At 47.0% G+C, this 18,016-nt stretch carries 10 protein-coding genes; 1 reads left to right on the forward strand and 9 read right to left on the reverse strand.

The window, feature by feature from the left end; genetic code table 11:
• Nucleotides 1-18 precede the first annotated feature (18 nt).
• Nucleotides 19-1,119 (forward strand): redox-regulated ATPase YchF, encoded by a 1,101-nt coding sequence (gene ychF / locus ACKI5J_RS15005; RefSeq protein ID WP_407430296.1) that lies wholly within the window; start codon nt 19-21, stop codon nt 1,117-1,119.
• 83 nt (nt 1,120-1,202) lie between these two features.
• On the opposite strand, the gene ACKI5J_RS15010 is transcribed toward ychF, so the two are convergent.
• The 9 genes from ACKI5J_RS15010 to ACKI5J_RS15050 form a co-directional block, all read right to left on the reverse strand.
• Nucleotides 1,203-3,788, reverse strand: a complete 2,586-nt coding sequence (locus ACKI5J_RS15010) for an alpha-amylase family glycosyl hydrolase (RefSeq protein WP_407430297.1) — start codon at nt 3,786-3,788, stop codon at nt 1,203-1,205.
• A 31-nt stretch (nt 3,789-3,819) separates the two neighbouring features.
• A complete protein-coding gene (locus ACKI5J_RS15015; RefSeq protein WP_407430298.1) occupies nt 3,820-5,169 on the reverse strand; it encodes an MFS transporter in 1,350 nt (449 codons plus the stop codon).
• 17 nt (nt 5,170-5,186) lie between these two features.
• A complete protein-coding gene (locus tag ACKI5J_RS15020) occupies nt 5,187-6,995 on the reverse strand; it encodes an alpha-amylase family glycosyl hydrolase (RefSeq protein ID WP_407430299.1) in 1,809 nt (602 codons plus the stop codon).
• Between the two features lie 29 nt (nt 6,996-7,024).
• On the reverse strand, nt 7,025-9,343 hold the full coding sequence (locus tag ACKI5J_RS15025; protein ID WP_407430300.1) for a glycoside hydrolase family 65 protein: 2,319 nt from the start codon (nt 9,341-9,343) through the stop codon (nt 7,025-7,027).
• Between the two features lie 32 nt (nt 9,344-9,375).
• A complete protein-coding gene (pgmB, locus tag ACKI5J_RS15030; protein WP_407430301.1) occupies nt 9,376-10,026 on the reverse strand; it encodes a beta-phosphoglucomutase in 651 nt (216 codons plus the stop codon).
• Between the two features lies 1 nt (nt 10,027).
• On the reverse strand, nt 10,028-11,881 hold the full coding sequence (locus ACKI5J_RS15035; RefSeq protein WP_407430302.1) for a glycoside hydrolase family 13 protein: 1,854 nt from the start codon (nt 11,879-11,881) through the stop codon (nt 10,028-10,030).
• 115 nt (nt 11,882-11,996) lie between these two features.
• Nucleotides 11,997-13,067 (reverse strand): SusE domain-containing protein, encoded by a 1,071-nt coding sequence (locus ACKI5J_RS15040; RefSeq protein WP_407430303.1) that lies wholly within the window; start codon nt 13,065-13,067, stop codon nt 11,997-11,999.
• Nucleotides 13,068-13,167: 100 nt separating this feature from the next.
• Complete coding sequence (locus ACKI5J_RS15045) at nt 13,168-14,745, reverse strand: RagB/SusD family nutrient uptake outer membrane protein (protein WP_407430304.1); 1,578 nt, start codon at nt 14,743-14,745, stop codon at nt 13,168-13,170.
• Between the two features lie 17 nt (nt 14,746-14,762).
• Complete coding sequence (locus ACKI5J_RS15050) at nt 14,763-17,750, reverse strand: SusC/RagA family TonB-linked outer membrane protein (RefSeq protein WP_407430305.1); 2,988 nt, start codon at nt 17,748-17,750, stop codon at nt 14,763-14,765.
• Between the last annotated feature and the right edge of the window lie 266 nt (nt 17,751-18,016).

Raw genomic sequence — 18,016 nt, forward strand, 5'->3', positions numbered from 1 at the left:
TTCAACTCACACACATAAATGGCTTTACAATGCGGAATCGTTGGTTTACCCAACGTTGGAAAATCAACTCTATTTAATTGCTTATCGAATGCTAAAGCGCAGGCTGCCAACTTCCCTTTCTGTACGATAGAACCGAATGTTGGCGTTATCACGGTTCCAGATGAGCGCCTGACCAAGCTGGCTGAGCTGGTGAACCCTAACCGCGTGGTTCCAAATACGATTGAAATCGTAGATATCGCCGGTCTCGTTAAGGGCGCAAGTAAGGGTGAAGGGCTGGGCAACCAGTTCCTCGGAAATATCCGTGCTACCAATGCGATCATCCACGTTCTGCGTTGCTTCGATGACGGCAATGTGATTCATGTAGACGGTTCTGTTGACCCCATTCGTGATAAAGAGATCATCGACACTGAACTTCAGCTTAAAGATCTTGATGCTGTAAGCAAGAAGATCCAAAAGGTGGAAAAGATGGCCAAGACTGGCGGCGATAAAGATGCTAAAAAGGCTTACGAGGTTTGCAATGTGGTGAAGGCTCACCTGGAATCAGGTAAGTCTGTGCGAACTGCTCCGATTTCTGATGAGGACAGAGTTTTTATCGAAGACCTGTTCCTGCTGACCGAAAAGCCGGTCGTATACGTTTGTAATGTTGACGAAAACTCGGTTACTAACGGAAACGCCTATGTGGACCGCGTGAAAGAAGCTGTTAAAGAAGAGAATGCCCAGGTGTTGATCATTTCTGCGAAGATTGAGTCAGAAATCGCCGAACTGGAAAGCTATGAAGAAAGACAGGAATTCCTGAATGACCTGGGTTTGCAAGAATCTGGTGTTAGCCAGCTGATCCGTGCAGCGTATCGGCTGTTGAACCTGGGTACCTACTTTACCGCAGGTGTGCAGGAAGTTAGAGCCTGGACCATCACCCTTGGGTTTACGGCGCCACAGGCGGCTGGAGTTATTCATAGTGACTTTGAAAAAGGATTTATCCGCGCAGAGGTTATCAAATATGAGGATTTCGTCAAATACGGATCTGAGGCGGCTTGTAAAGAGGCCGGTAAACTGAGCGTGGAAGGAAAGACCTATGTTGTTGCAGATGGTGATATCATGCATTTCCGCTTCAACGTTTAAGGCGCTGCTTACACACAAAAAGGGCTTCAAGTTTCGCCAACTTGAAGCCCTTTTTGTGTGTAATAAAATGGCTGGAGTTTGCGCTATTTCAAGGGCGCAGTGCTGTATATATGGTATGCTCCCGCACCCAGACCGAGCGTTAGGGCCCCCCCGGATATTTGCGTCCTGCTGCCGCTGAAATGATCATACCAATTTCCTGCCGCCGGGAAAGTGACGGTGGCCTGTTTCGATACAAGATCAAAGTTTCCTACTACAACCACATTCATTGAAGGGCTCTTTAAGGTAATCGTCTTTACCGCTCCGCTAAGGTTATACAGGAAATCTGTAGAGGAGAACACCGCATTGTTCTTCTTCAGGTTAATAAGTCTGGAGTACACCTGAGAAAGCGCCTTACGCCGGGCATCGTTGTTGTACTGCCAGAGAATCGGCTTCTCCCCTGTCCGTCCGTTTTCATCGATTGACTTATCGTAACCGAGTTCGCCGAACTGCCAGACCATCTTAGGGCCGGGAACAGTGAAGAAGAAGGCAGCCGCAAGTTCCTGGCGCTTCAGTGCTGTAGCCAGGTCCCTGGTATTGTAGGTGCCTGCGAAGCCGCCGTACTGTATATTTTTAAACATCAGCCGTTCTTCGTCATGACTTTCCATATAGGTTACCAGGCTGTAGGGCTTTTCGAAACCGTGCTTGTCATAAAAGGCGCGTGATAAATCCGAGTTGTTGACATACCCCATCGTTCCTTCGTTATATGCATGGTTCATGTTATTCCAGAGCATCATACCTTCGTTACTTAGCTCCCGCTCTTCAGCGTCGGCCGCAAAGTGCTCGAGTATCACGTAAAACGTTGGATCTATCGTTTTGATGAAGTTATGGTATTCTTTCCAGATCTGAATGCGACTAGCGTCGTAGGCGCTCCAGGTATTAACAGCGGCATCGGAAGTACCGGAGTTCTTTTGTGTAAAACCCTTCGAAAGGTCAAACCGGAAGCCATCTACTTTATATTCTTCTATCCAGAACTTCAAGACATTTTTAACAAAACGTTTGGTATCAGGGCTCTCGTGATTGAAATCATATCCTACATTGAACGGATGGGTGGGATCGGCGTTGAACCAGGGATTGCCCGCCGAAGGTTTTCCTGAGGTCTGGTCGAAATACAGCTGTACCATAGGCGACTGTCCGAATGCATGGTTCAGCACCATATCAAGGATTACAGCGATTCCTCTGGAATGACATTCGTCAATCAGTTGCTGCAGGGCAACTTTAGTACCGTAGTACTTATCTGCAGCAAAGAAGAACGAAGGGTTATACCCCCAGCTGGAGTTGCCTTCAAACTCCTTGACGGGCATCAGCTCGACGGCATTGATACCGAGGCGGCTGAGGTAATTGAGTGTATCCTGTAAAGCGGTATAGTTATGCGCTCCGAGGAAATCACGCAGGTGTAGTTCATAGATCACCAGATCTTTTGTTTCAGGCCTTTGAAAGGAACTGTTTTTCCAACTGTATTTCGAACTGCCGGCTTGTATAACGCTCACGTTTCCGATGGTTTTGCCCTGCGGGTATGCCTTCAGATTGGGATAAATTGCTGACGGTATGTAGCTGTCATTTGACGGGTCAAGAATCTTCTCACTATAGGGGTCGGCAAGTTTGAGCGATCCGTCCACCCAATATTGGTAGGCATATTCTTTCGCGGGATCGAGGTTATCGACCTGTACCCACCAACTTTTGCCATCGGGGGTTCGTTTCATGAACTGCGCGGCTTCAGGCTTCCAGTCATTAAAATCGCCTGCTACATAAGCGAACTGCTTGCCGGGGGCATATAAGACAAAGATTGCAGAGCGGCCGCTGTTGATGAAGGTGACACCTTCTTTTGCCCCCGAAGGAAGCTCGGCAACCTCAACTGTCCCGTTTACAGTGAAGGTGAATGATGACTCGACTGTAGAGCCGGCACTGGTTGCTACCACTTTGACTGTCTGGCTGCCTGTGCCTTCTACCTTCTTATTGGCGGTGATGGAAGTAGCGTTTGAGGTTGTGGCAATCGCTGCTCCGTTTAGATACAGTGTGATGTTCGCCTGCCGGGAGGTGATTGCTGAGATCGTCAGGTCCTGCCCCATTTCCTTTACCTGTACGGCAGGCGCGGGGGTATAAGTAGGTGAAAATTCCGGATTAACGAAGCGCACGTCAAGAGCGCCAGGCTGCGTTACAGGCAGATAGATATCGCTGTTATCGGCATTACGCGCTACGCGGCTTCCGTCTGCGTTTCTGAAAAGCAGGGCCAGCTTCAGAATCTTTTCGCCCGCCGGAACCTTAAAGAAGGAGCGCGGACTGATGCTGATCTTGTAAAGATTGTTGCCAAGCGCCGTCAAAACCACAGCCGGGTCCGGTGTATTAAAAGAGCTGGTTTTTACGTACTTCCAGTCTGAGGCACCGGTACTTTTGTCGGTGATCACCCCGGCATGCATATAAATGTCTCCGGAAGCGTCTTTCAGGCCTCCATTACCCCTGGCGGCATCGAAAGTAATAGTAACAGCATCCTCTCCATCAGGAAAATGGGGCGCCCAGGTTATCAGCCCTCCTGATGCCTCTACTGCCGGAACGTCGACATCGTTAATGTCTTTTTTCTTGCAGGCCGACAGGATAAGCAGCGGCACAAGCATGCAGATAAAAATGTTTTTCATAGGTATTGGTTAGTTATATGATTTAGAGCGACTATGTCCTGGATCTTTCACCCTGATCTTGTACATACAGCACAGAAAGGGCGGCTAGAAGCATCAGTACACCGGCCATGACCAGCGCATAAATAGCCTGTCCGCCGAACACCTGCTTCAGTATCATTCCTCCGAAGAATCCGTTAACAATCTGCGGAAAAGTGATGAAGAAGTTGAATATCCCCATGTAAACACCCATCTTGCGGGCGGGAATGGAACTCGACAGGATTGCATAGGGCATAGCCAGTATACTTCCCCAGGCGAGGCCTATACCAATCATCGAAAAGATCAGCAACTGCGGATCGTCAATGAAGTAAATCGATAGCAATCCGACCCCTCCGGCGCATAATGAGAATGCATGCGCAATCTTACGGCTGGTCATTCTGGCAATTGATGGCAGGCAAAGCGCGTAGACCGCTGAAACTCCGTTATAAATTCCGAACAAAATCCCTACCCAATTGGCCGCATCCGCGTATTGTGTGGATGATGTATCTCCCGGAAGAACTTTGTAAACATGTTGTGCGATGGCCGGTGTAGAAAACACCCACATGGAGAAAAGCGCAAACCAGGAAAAGAATTGAACCAGCCCTAATTGTTTCATGGTTTTGGGCATATTGGAGAAATCGGTAAAAATACTAAGTATTCCCTTCTGCTCTTCCACTGCCGGCTCGTGTGACTGAAAGCGCGCATGTTCCTCAGGAGAGTACTCTTTGGTGGTAAATACGGTCCATAGCAGTGTAGTGAGCAAAACCGCAGCACCTACATAAAAAGAGTAAACAACATTGTCGGGAACCTGGCCTTCTTCTGCAATCTTTGAAACGCCCATGTATTCGGAGAAGATATAAGGAAGCCAGGAGCCGATTACAGCACCTGCACCTATCAGGAATGTCTGAACAGAAAAACCCACGCTGTGTTGGCTATTAGGAAGATTGTCTGCCACGAGCGCACGGAAAGGCTCCATCGCCACGTTAAATGACGCGTCCATAATCATGAGGATACCAGCACCCACCATTATGGGAGGTAGCATATAGGCCAGCACAGCAGAGTTAGGCATCAAGATGAGAGCCAGCGCAGCAAGGATGGCACCGACGAGGAAATATGGTCTTCTGCGCCCCAATCTCGTCCAGGTCCTGTCACTGTAGTGGCCGATGATCGGCTGGATGATCATTCCCGTTATGGGTGCTGCCAGCCAAAAAAGGGACAGGTGCTCCACATCTGCGCCGTATGTCTGCAGAATTCGTGAAGCATTTCCATTTTGAAGGGCAAATCCGAACTGGATCCCGAAGAAGCCGAAGCTCATGTTCCAGATTTGCAGGAATGACAGTTTTGGCTTATCTATAACAGTACTCATAACATAGGTTTAGTTGGTTAAAACTTGTATATCAGGACATCTGAGGGTCCGAGGTTTATTGGTATGCCTGCAGATGCGGCGTCCGTAGTAAATGTTTTTCCATTCATAAGATCACTTACTACGATCTCTCCTTTACTCATCCCTTTAATTAGCTCTTGGGGAACAGTGATGTTTGTTTTCAAGGTCTTTGACCGATCAAAGTTGGCAACGACCAATACCCGCTCTTTATCTGTATAGCGTATAAAGGCATACATCCGGTTGTTGAACGCCGGCTGGTTGCTCAGCTCTATAAATTCACCGCGGACTATTGCTTCTGTTTCTTTTGATATACGCAGCAGGTCGCTATAGAACTTTCTTAATTCATGTTGCTCCTCGCTCAGCTTGCCACCGTCGAAAGCACCATTGTTCATCCATTTCTGATGTTCTGGAACGCCCCAGTAGTCAAAGATGGTAGTCCGGTTGTCATCCCCTCCAAAGCCTTCAATGCCCTTTCCTGGCTCAGCAACTTCCTGACCAAAGTAGATCATCACGGGTCCGCCTGAAAGCGTAGCGGATACGACCATACCCGGTTTGGCGTAAGCGGGATTTCCGGCAAAGGCTGGCGATGCAATCCGTTCTTCGTCATGGTTCTCCAGGAAGCGTAGCATCTTTGAAGAAAATGCCTTGCTTTCTACGTTTACAACATGGCTGATGTCTTTTACGTCTGCTTTCGGCTCATTCCTAATCAGTCGCTTTATGCCATCGTAAAGCCCCACCTTGTCATAAAGATAATCAAACTTACCCTGGTTAATGTACTTTTCGTACTGCCCGGGATTGTAAATCTCTGCGATAAAAATAACCTGAGGATTCACTTCCTTGATCTGGGGAATGACCCAATTCCAGAACTCAACAGGGACCATTTCTGCCATATCACATCTGAAACCGTCTACCTTCTTATTAACCCAAAATACAAGGATGTCTTTCATCTTAAGCCAAACGGGCGGAATCGGATCAAAATAAGTCTTCTCTTTGTTCTGATAGTCAACGCCATAGTTGAGTTTACTCGTTTCAGACCAGTCGCCCAGACTCGGTTTGGCCGTAAATACATTGTTGCCGGTAGCCTTAGCCGGATTCTCGTCAAATTGGCGGTCCTTTAACGGACTCTTAAAGTCTTTCCCGCCAGCATCCGTACCTGCCGGAACGACAAATGGTTTTCCGGGGATGTAATAGAAGTCGTTAGCAGGTGAAAATGCCTTGGTGACATCATCTGTTTCCCCAAAATCCGTTACACCTGCCGGCTTCGCGTCAGACGAGTATGTGCGGGCTACGTGGTTGGGTACAAAGTCAATAATAACCTTCAATCCGTGCTTATGCGTCCGCTCTACCAGGGACTCAAATTCAGCCATCCGGTTCTTTACATCGACAGCAAGGTCAGGATCCACATCGTAGTAGTCTTTAATCGCATAGGGTGATCCAGCTCGGCCTTTTACGATATCGGGATCATCAACGTTAACACCTTGTGAAGAGTAGTCAGTCATCGTGGCATGTTCTATGATGCCGGTATACCAAAGATGAGTAATACCCATTTTTTTAAGTTCCACGAGTGCCCTGTCGCTGATATCATTAAATTTTCCGACACCATTTTCTTCTATGGAACCGTAGAACTTGTTCGTGGTTTTCTTGTTACCAAATAAGCGAACCATGATTTGATAGATATTGATCTTCTCGGACGACATGTCGGTAGTATTTAACGAATCAGTAGTGGTCGGCACTGACTTTTTCGTGCGATTACCGCACGACATCCAGACTATGGCTGCGATCAGGGCTATGAGGAAGCGAACTTTCATCGAATAACAGGTTATATTATGTAGTAAATCTATTGAAATTCAGCGCAATGGCTCTCAACGTTCACGGTACTTAATCCTTCCAGAAAAACCGCCTTTCCGAAAAGAAGAACCGTGATGGCTGTACCGGAACGGTTATTCAGACATACGCCATCTTTATCTACGCTGATATTGATCACCGTCCCGCGGAAGATGACATTAAAAGAGAACGATTCCCATTTTTTTGGCAGGAATGGGTGGAACTGCAATTGCCCGTCCCGCACACGCATTCCCGCGAACCCTTCGACTACACTCATCCAGGTGCCCGCCATAGAAGTGATGTGAAGGCCGTCCTCGGTATCGTTATTATAGTCGTCCAGATCCAGGCGCGATGTACGGAGATAAAACTCATAGGCACGTTTCTGATCACCCAGCTTGGCTGCCAGGATAGCGTGCACACATGGAGAAAGTGAACTTTCATGCACGGTCAGTGGCTCATAAAAGTCGAAGTTCCTGCGCAGTGTATCTTCGTCGAACTGGTCTTCCAGCAAATACAAGCCCTGAAGAACGTCGGCCTGCTTGATGTATACAGAGCGGAGAATACGGTCCCAGCTCCACTTCTGGTTGAGTGGCCTGTCTGACGGGTCAAGTTCTGTAACGGGTTTCAGCTCCTTATCAAGGAAGCCGTCCTGTTGCAGAAATACGCCAAGCTGTTCATCCTTCGGGTAGTACATATGGTCAATGATATGCTTCCATGCCTGAATTTCCTTATGCGCATCGAAAGACATCTTTGTCGTTAACTCGATATAGCGGTCCGGATGCTTGCCGCTTACATAGTCAAGTGCTTCGATCGCATATTTCATGCACCAGCAAGCCATGGTGTTGGTGTACCAGTTGTTATTGACGTTGTTTTCGTATTCATTCGGACCAGTGACGCCAAGCATAACATACTGCTTCCTGGCCTCACTCCAGTTAACCCTCTGGCTCCAAAACCGCGCTATGGCGACCAAAACTTCCAGTCCGTATTCACTTAAATACTCCTGATCGCCGGTATACCGGATATAATTATAAATGGCAAAGGCAATGGCGCCATTCCTGTGGATCTCTTCGAAGGTGATCTCCCACTCATTATGACATTCCTCTCCGTTGATGGTAACCATCGGATATAAAGCTGCACCATCTTTAAAACCGAGCTTTTCCGCGTTCTCGATGGCTTTCTGCAAATGCTTATAGCGATAAATAAGCAGTTTGCGTGTGACGTCAGGAGAGGCAGTAGCCAGATAAAACGGTACACAATAAGCCTCCGTATCCCAATAAGTTGACCCTCCGTATTTCTCTCCGGTGAACCCTTTGGGGCCAATGTTCAGACGCTCGTCTTCACCTGTATAGGTTTGGTTCAGCTGGAAGATGTTGAAGCGAATGCCCTGCTGAGCTTCCACATCGCCTTTGATGATGATGTCGCTTTCGCTCCACTTCTCTGCCCAGGCCGCAGCCTGTTCCTGCAGCATGGTGTCAAAGCCTTTCTCTGAGACGCGGCTCAGGAGGTCTTTGCCTGCCTGTAGTAACTGGTCTTTGGGATAGTTTTCAGAGGATAAGTTAACCGCATATTTGATGACGTTAATCTCCTCTCCCGCTTTGATATTCACCTGAACACGCGCGCCGACATACTTCTCCCGGCTCAGCTCTTCGATAGCATAATCCCGGTCTGTAGCAAGCGTAAATCGTGTAGCGGTACAAACCTCAAAGGCCGTTTTCCTGGTCCGCAGTGTCAGATACGCCTCCTCTCCCTTCACTTCCCTATATACTTCCTCCCAAAACTTCTCGTCATAGTTCGCATCCTGATTCTGAATATCACCATCGATATAAGGAGTAATGGTAAGTGTATCATCAAAGTTCAGGGCTTTTACGCAATATTGAATAGCGGCAGCTTCATCATCCACGATACTGCAGAAGCGTTTTGCGTGAACCTGAAGCATTTTGCCGCTTTCAAGCTTTGCTGTGAATTCGCGTTGCAGATAGCCTTCCTTCATATTCAATATCCGCTTGAAATCTGACACCTCAGCAGTGTAGAGGTCAAGAGTTTCTTCTCCGGCCTTGATATCTATTCCGATCCAGTTGGCAGCGTTCAGCACTTTGGCAAAGTATTCCGGATAGCCGTTCTTCCACCAGCCTACGCGCGTTTTATCGGGATAATAGATCCCCGCAACATAGTTTCCCTGTAATGTCTCACCGGAATAACGTTCTTCAAAGTTGGCCCTCTGACCCATGCGCCCGTTGCCCAAACTGAAGATACTTTCTGATATTTTGTTTAAATGAGGATCAAAACCTTCCTCTATGATATTCCACTCGTCAGCAACGATATACTTCTTCATCTTATTCAAAAAAATTATTCAGCTAATACAGACTACATGGCGTCTAACATATTGACGCGAAACCCTGAAAGTCCATTTACAACCACATCGGCGTCACGTAATATTTCCGGTGACCCGATCCCGACTACTTTCATTCCACCGGCACGGGCAGCTTCCACCCCCGCTACAGCATCTTCAAAGACGACACACTGGTTTGGCGGTATTTGCAAAGCCTCAGCACCTTTAAGAAAGACCTGGGGATCCGGCTTAGATGCAGAGACAACATTACCATCAATGATGACATCGAAAAATGAGAGTAGGCCTGTGCGTTCGAGTATCAGACCGGAGTTCTTGCTTGCAGATCCCAGGGCAGACTTAAGTCCCGCAGCTTTTACCTCAGCCAGGAACTCCTTCGCCCCGGGCAGAATCTCTTCAGGAGTCATAGCCTGGATCATTTCTACATACCAGGTATTCTTTCGTGTGGCAAGTTCCAACTTTTCAGCAGGTGTCTTTTCTACCCCTCCCCAACCGAGGATGAGTTCCAGGGATTGCACCCTGCTGATTCCCTTGAGTTTTTCATTATCGTCCTCGGTAAAGTCGAAGCCTAGTTCATTAGCCAGCCGTTTCCAGGCGCGATAATGGTATACGGCTGTGTCAACTAGTACTCCGTCGAGATCAAATATACAAGCTCTTATATGTGACATTCTATTTTTGTAATTCCAGCACCCATGTGGTCTTTGCGGGTACGTTGATGGTTTGCAGTGAGTTGATTTTTTGAGAACTGATGATGTTGACAGCCTGAGTGAACCCGTCCAGGCGCTCATAGAAGCGTTTTAATGACAGATCTGATGCAGTATCATTCGTGTTCATAATGATCATCACCGTTTTATCTGCGTTATACCGGAAGTAGACATAGATGCCGTTTTCAGGCACATACTGCATCAGCTTACCGGTTTGCAGCACCTCGTTGTTCTTACGGTAATTCGCCAGTGTGCGCACGAAGCCGAATGCTTCGTTTTCTTTCTGCGTACGCCCCTGTGCGGTAAACTTGTTCTCCTTATCACCAGCCCATCCTCCTTTGAAATCTTCGCGAACAAGACCATCAGGATTGGAAAAATTCTTCATGAGAATCTCCGTACCGTAATACAGCTGGGGGATTCCCCTTGTGGTGAGTAACCAGGCTATACCCGATTTGAAATCATCAAAATCCTCCCCGACCACCGAATAAAATCTGCTCAGGTCATGGTTGTCCAGAAATACGACATTTCTCGTAGCATCCTGATACATAAAGTCGCTCGCAATGGTCGTGTAAAGTTTATTTACGCCCTCATTCCAACCGAACTTTCCATTTAGGGTTTCGTTGATTCCCCAGAGCGTCTGGAAGTCGGTAACTCCGGGAAGCTCGGTATCAAAGCCTCTGTTAATCGTATTTCCCTGGGTAAAAAACGTCTGATTCGGGATGCCATGTACCCAGGTCTCAGCAAAGAAAGTAAAGCGAGGATATTCAGCCTTTATGAGCTTAGCCCATTCAGCCATAAACTCAGGATCATTGTAGGCGTAGGTATCAAGACGAAAGCCGTCCAGACCTGCGTATTCAATCCACCAGATATGGCTTTGGGTCAGATAGTTTTTCACCAATTCGTTATTCTGGTTCAGGTCAGGCATATGGCCGTCAAACCAACCGTCTGTCATGATCTTACGATCAGCCTCGGAAGCATACGGATCAAATAGTACCTGGTCTTTGAACGAGGACTTCGTGAACTCAGGCCAGTTATGTACCCAATCTTTCGAAGGCATATCCTTCAGTATCCAATGCTGACTTCCAAAGTGGTTATGCACCAAATCCTTGATCACTTTCATTCCACGGGCATGAGACTCATCAACCAGCTTTTTATAGAGCGCATTGTCGCCAAACCGGGGGTCTATCTTGTAATTCTCGGTGTTAGCATAGCCATGGTAAGAAGTTTTCGGCTGGTCATTCTCCAGTACGGGGTTAAGCCAGAGAGCAGTTACACCGAGGTCTTCGAGATAATCCAGGTTGTTTATAATGCCCTGTATATCTCCGCCGTGCCGGTAGTACATGGAATCGCGGTTCAGGGTCGTTTCCTGCATACCTTTTATCACATCGTTGCGCTTGTCGCCGTTGGCAAAGCGATCTGGCATGATGAGGTAGATAAAATCTTTATTGGTTACCCCGAGAATGCGGTTAGATGATTTGTCGCGTTCCTTCAACTCGTAGGTATAACTGAGCTTTTTCTGATTTTTTCCTTGAAACTCTATATTGAATTTGCCCGGCTTTGCATCGGCTGCCACCAGCAGGTCAAGAAAGAGGTAGTTAGGGCTCTCCACTTTATGGACTTGAGAAAGCGTAACACCGGTGTGGTTCAATTTTACCTCCCTGGAGGCGATGCCCTTCCCATGGACTACCAACTGCAACTTAGGGTTGTTCATACCCACCCACCAGAAAGAGGGTTCTATCCTTTCGAGATCCGGTACCTGAGCAAATGCCGCGAACTGTAAGAAAAAACAGACGAGGCTGAAAGTAAATTTAAATTTCATTCCTTATGTAATTAGGGGATGTCGCAGCAGAGTGACAGCGACTGTTTAAAAACAGGTAAAGAAACAGGTCTACTGCCCGGCTTCTGGGTAGATTCCCGGCAGTAGACTTATTGAATTACTTCTTCCTCAGCGTATACATATAGTAAGCGCCGTTAGACAGATCCAGGGTAACATCATAAGTTCCTGATTCTGCCAGCTTGAAGTTTTTACCTCCAAAGCTCAGTACACCTTCACTACTTCCAGCACCCAGGTCGATAAGCCACTCGCCGTTGGCTCTGAATTTAAACTCCTTATCGTCTCCGCCCGTCAGTGTAACGGTAGTCTTCCAGACCTGTGCTTGTTCATCGTAAGTAAGTGGAGTATCTGCCTCCCAGCCTCCGGGAGTTGCGTTGCCTATCAAAGCCCAGGTAGTCTTCACCGCAGACCAGGCTAAGGTCTCCTTGTTGAACTTGATCAGGTAGTAACCCGCTCCTTCTTGTTTCACATTTCCGCCGGTTAAGCTTAAAAGTCCAGGCCCACCGTCACCATAAGCAGGTTCCGTCCAGTTTCTGGCGGTAGTAAGCTTAAATTCAGTAGAGGCCGTCGGAAAGTTCACAAATCCTTCATACATGCCATCATTCTTCGCAGAACGAATCGCGGGCGCAGTTTCAGGTGACCATCCCTGATGACTTCCTACAACGTAGAGAGATGGATAGTCAGGAACCGTTGACAGGAGATAGGGGGTTACTTTCATACTCACGACATTTGAATACACCGGCATGGAATTATCAGACACCATGGTTTTCAAACGAACCTCCAGCGTAGATTCTACATTAACCGGGAGTTCAAGCCTGTTCACAAGCAAGGCATTAAAATCAGCGCCGTTGTATTTTCCGAGAGTCCGCCCGGTCATATCGACCTGATAAGGGGACGCAAAGTTCTGTCCGGCAGCATCCATTTCCAGTGTGTATTCCACAACATCGATGGCGCTTTGCGGTTGAGACCAGGCCACCTCATATTTGTTCCAGGAGAACGAGATCACCGTATCTGCAGCAGTCTCCTCAGACAGGGTCAAGACATTTGACGACGCTGCGAGTACCGGGGATTCGCCAGTATTGATGGTTAGCTTCTCCTCCTCTTTTTTACAGGATGCAAGCACGAGTATGGTCAGTGCAATTATCCCTATATTATTGAATATCTTTTTCATCAGACTATAGTTTCTTTTTTATGGTAAACAAGCTATCGACCCAGAGACCGCTGCACGGCGTGAACGCCTGTGGATGATAGTTTCATATATGCGAGATATCTTAATAACCGGTGTTCTGTGTCAGGTTTGGATTCGCAATAACATCAGATGCCGGAAGCGGATACAGCGTGCGGTAAGGCTCCACAGCCTTTCCGTTGATAACGCCACCTTTATATGGCCATAAATAGTTTCCCTCTACAAACCGGCCATAACGAATGAGATCTGTACGTCTGAAACCTTCCCAATATAGCTCTCTGGCACGTTCATCTAAGACGTCATCGACCGTAAGTGCGGATACATTGCCCGAAGCATTACCGTAAGCGCGCTGACGCAGGAGGTTCACGTAGTTTACTGCTGTTGAAGAGCTGCCTGTTCCTCCTCGCAGTACCGCTTCGGCATAAATCAAATACATCTCTGCCAGGCGGAACAAAGGAAAGTCTGTCGAACAGAAAGTACCACCAATAGATTCGGCAGTGGCGCCTGTTGATGTGATATTCGTAAACTTGGTCACTGCAAGGCCTTCTTTGAAGACAGACATGTCGTTGATTACCGGATTGTCGCCAAAGAACATAGCTCTCTTGTCTGCTGTCGTTTTATAATCTCCAAAAGATTCCGGAAGATTCTCGCGGCTGCGGTTTCCGCCCCATCCACCTCTTGGAATACCAAAGCTTTCAGGTTTCATATCGCCGTTCACAGCGGCATTGATCAGGTATGTCGTACCACCGTAATTCTGGGTTTTTACACCATCGTAGTTGATGGAAAAAATAACCTCAGGATTATTAAGGTGGTTATCAGCCTTAAACAAGTTGGCGTATACAGGGTGCAGAGAATATTTACCTGAGTTTATCACCTTATCGGCATAATTTGCTGCTTCTGTAAACTTAGATGTGCCCGTATATACCTGTGCATTGAGATAAAGCCGGGCTAGCAACGCCCATGCAGCACCTTTAGTTGCACGTCCGTATTCATTCGTTTCCTGTAGGTTTGCTTCGATTGCAAGTAACTCCGACTCGACGTACGCGAATAGATCTGCACGGGAAATTTGCTGCGGAGACTCCTTACCTACAGTACTTTCTTCTGTCACAAAAGGAGGATTGCCGAAAAGGTCCATCAGCACCCAGTATTGAAATGCTCTTAAAAAGCGTGCTTCATTAGCATAATCCTTAATAGTGGCAGCATCGGCACCAGAAATACCCCGGGAGGCCAGTTTCGCGTCGGTACTCTCGCGTAAAAACTCATTAACCAGTGTAACCTGATAGATGCTGCGTGCATAAACACCGAGCAACATAATGTTAGAAGACGACCAGTTCATATAATCCAGGCCTGGAATGCCGTCATCGCCCACCCAGGCACAGGCGGCCTCATCAGTAGGTAATTGTTGCACCATCCAGTATAAGCGCAGAAAGTCAGACGTTCCGGCATCAATCCCGCCAAGATCACCTGAACCAGGACCTTGATTACCCGTATTAGCCATACTTCCGTATACTTTGGCGATCCCGCTTTTATAGCCCTCGGGCGTTGAGTAGGCAACATCTGCCGTGATATCATTTGTCGGTGCCAGATTCAAATCCTTCTTACATGAAGAAGCAAGGAATAGGCAGCCTATTATCGCTGTGAATAATTTATTCTGTTTTTTCATCTCGATTCCTATAAAAATTAAAAGCCAATGTTTAGACCCAATACAAATGTTCTTGGTCTTGGATACAGCTGATAGTCAATACCATTCTGCACCTCTGGATCAATTCCTTTATAATTGGTCACCGTAAACACGTTTTGAACGTTAGCCGAAACGGTCAGGTTGCCGGTTGTGCGATTATTAAGGATATTACCTGCGTTATAGCTTAGCCCAACGTTATCCATTTTCAGAAATGAAGCATTCTTTACGAAGTAATCACTCTGGTATTGAGCAGTGGTAAAGCCTGAATGGTAAAAGTCTCTGGTGACATTGTTTAAGATACCTGCACCTGCGTTCAATAAGGCAGACCTGGTAGAGAAGTTCGATGATACGTTGTCGTAAAGGTAATTACCTAAACTAGCACGCATAACGGTGTTCAATGTCCATTTCTTATAGTTAACTCCTGTCGAGAAGCCGAGGATAAATTTCGGAGCAGGAGACTTGTAGAAATACCTGTCATTTTCGGTGATGGCCCCGTCGCCGTTCAGGTCAGCATAAACGCCCTGCAGTGGCTTTCCCTCAGCATCGTAAACCTGCTTAAATACATTGAATGCGTAAGGCGCGCGGTTTAACGTATGTGCCTGAACGAAGTTTCCGGTAGACCCCTTAATGCCTCCTGTAAGCACCCGGTAGTTGGGGTCAAATGATGCCGTAAGATTGGTGACCTTCAATCTGTTATAAGTGAGGTTAAATCCGAGGTCCCATGAAAAATCATCCTTCAGTACAGGCTTGCCATTCAAAGAGAACTCAAAACCTGTTGCTTCCATGTTACCTACGTTGGTTAGCAGCTGATTGCTGAAGTTCGAACCAATAGGAATAGGGATAACGCTTAACAGATCTTTCGTTTTCTTTTTGTAAACATCGATACTTCCATTGATGCGACCGTTCAAGAACCCGTAGTCTAAACCTGCGTTGTATGTTTCGGTCGTTTCCCACTTCACGTTTTCGTCATACGCTACCGGAGCGTTCATATAATAAAACTGGCCACCGAATTCATACATGGATTCGTTGCTGCTGGTCGCATAATTTGGCAGGTAAGAGTAATTGGCTATACCCTCCTGTTGTCCGGTTACACCATAACTTAATCTCAGTTTCAGGTCCGAAAGTGCTGGAACTGACTGCAAAAAGTTTTCCTCGTTGATTCTCCAGGTAAAAGCAGCAGAAGGGAAAACACCCCAGCGGTTATCTTCGCTAAAGCGTGAAGAACCATCCGTACGCACTGTACCTGCCAGAATATATTTCTCGTTAAACGTGTAGATTACGCGACCATAATAAGACAATAGTCTGTTTTCAGGCTGGTCAAAAGGATAAACCGGCGTAGAAGTAACCGTGGTACGGTCGCCCTGATAGGCGTTAAAATTGTATACTTTGGTTCTATTGGCGTAAAACCCATATCCTGCCGTTGCGTTAATGTTACTTTTCAGGGAAGGGATATCTTTGGCGTAGTTCAGATAGAACTCAACCACCTTATTGGAGATATCAGATTTGTACTCCTTGAAATATCCACTTGTAGATGCACTCTGCGCGGCAAAATCAGGAATATAGGTGGAGCCCTTACCCTGGGATACATCATACCCCAAATTCAGGTTGGCGTGCAGCTCAGGCAGGAAGTGGAATGAATAGTCGAACTGCAAGTTACCGAAACTACGGGCTGTTTCGCCCTGATCGTCTTTTAATTTAATCAGTCCTACGGGGTTCCTTGGCGCATTGGGATTCGGAACTCCGGAAGCCTGTAGCCACTCAAAATAATTGCCGTATTTGTTTTCTGTACGAACAGGCTGCGTTGGGTCAAATTGAATAGCATTAGCTATCCCGTCCTGAAAAGCAAAACGTGACTTCGTCATTGATCCTTTCAGGTTCAGGTCAATCTTCAGGTGATCGTCAAACAACTTAGGTGTCAAACTAACAGCTCCTGAAGTACGTTTAAGGTTGTCCGTAATCAGCGTTCCGTCCTGATTCAGGTATCCCAGAGATACGCGATAAGGCATATTCTTGTACGCACCAGCGATGCTGAGATTGTTGTCGGTAGTGAAAGCCTTCTGATAGATTTCATCCTGCCAGTTCGTGTTTGCCGATCCCAACATCGCAATCTGCGACGCTGATCCGTTCGCATTAACGAAATCGCGGATCTCATCGGCAGACAGAACATCCAATTGTCTTGCAACCGTAGCAACCGAGTTCTGAGTACTAAAGCTCAAAGCGGGTTTTCCACTTTTCCCTTTTTTAGTGGTAATTAATACGACTCCGTTGGAGGCTCTCGATCCGTAAATAGCGGTGGCATTTGCGTCCTTCAGTATAGTGAAGGTTTCAATGTCATTAGGATTGATTAATGAAAGAGGATTTCCTACACCAGGCAAGGTATTATTGCCGTCTTTGTCTTTGAAGCTTGACAAAGGCACACCATCTACCACTATTAGAGGGTCATTACTTGCATTCAGCGATGCTCCCCCGCGTATCCGGATCGTGCTTCCGCCACCCGGCTGTCCCCCATTGGTGGTAACCTGTACCCCGGCGATTTTACCTACGATCAGCTGATCAGGCGAAGTAATGGTACCTCTTTGAAAGTCTTTTGAACTTATGGTTGAGATTGAACCGGTGACATCCTTTTTTTCCTGGGTACCGTATCCTATCACCACAACTTCATTTAAATTTTGCGCTGATGGCACAAGTTTAAGCGACAGCTGCGTTGCTCCGTTAACAGTGACTTGCCTGTTGAGAATTTCGTACCCGATAAAGGTAACGGTTACAGCATATTCACCTGTAGGGAGGTTAGGGAGATTAAACTGCCCGTTGCCGTCAGTAGACGTTCCCCTGCTCAGGCTTTTAATGTTAACAGATGCCCCTGGCAGGGGTTGATTAGCTTCATCCAGTACCACTCCGCTGATACTTCCTGTCTGGGCATAGCTCCAGCCGGACAGCGCAACGAAGAATAGCAACAGAAGGATTCTCTCCATGTAACGTTTTTTCATTTTAGGGTTATTTAAGTTTGAATGTAGGGTTAGCAAAACCAGCGTTTTGTATGGGTTAAAGGTAGTCGGGAACGTTCCCGAACAAAAGCTTTCCCAACAAAAGTTATTAACATTGTTGCTTCAAGGCTAGCTCATTCGGTCTGAAAGATTCTTCGGATATCTGGAACAGTATATAATACTCTTTATCAGTTAGTTACAATATAATAAAACTCGCGTCGGCTGCATGGATACATCGTCAGAGAAGAGCGCTCGTTCTGGGAACGTTC

Origin of the sequence: Arcticibacter sp. (assembly GCF_045629565.1) — a bacterium.
Classification (GTDB): domain Bacteria; phylum Bacteroidota; class Bacteroidia; order Sphingobacteriales; family Sphingobacteriaceae; genus Arcticibacter.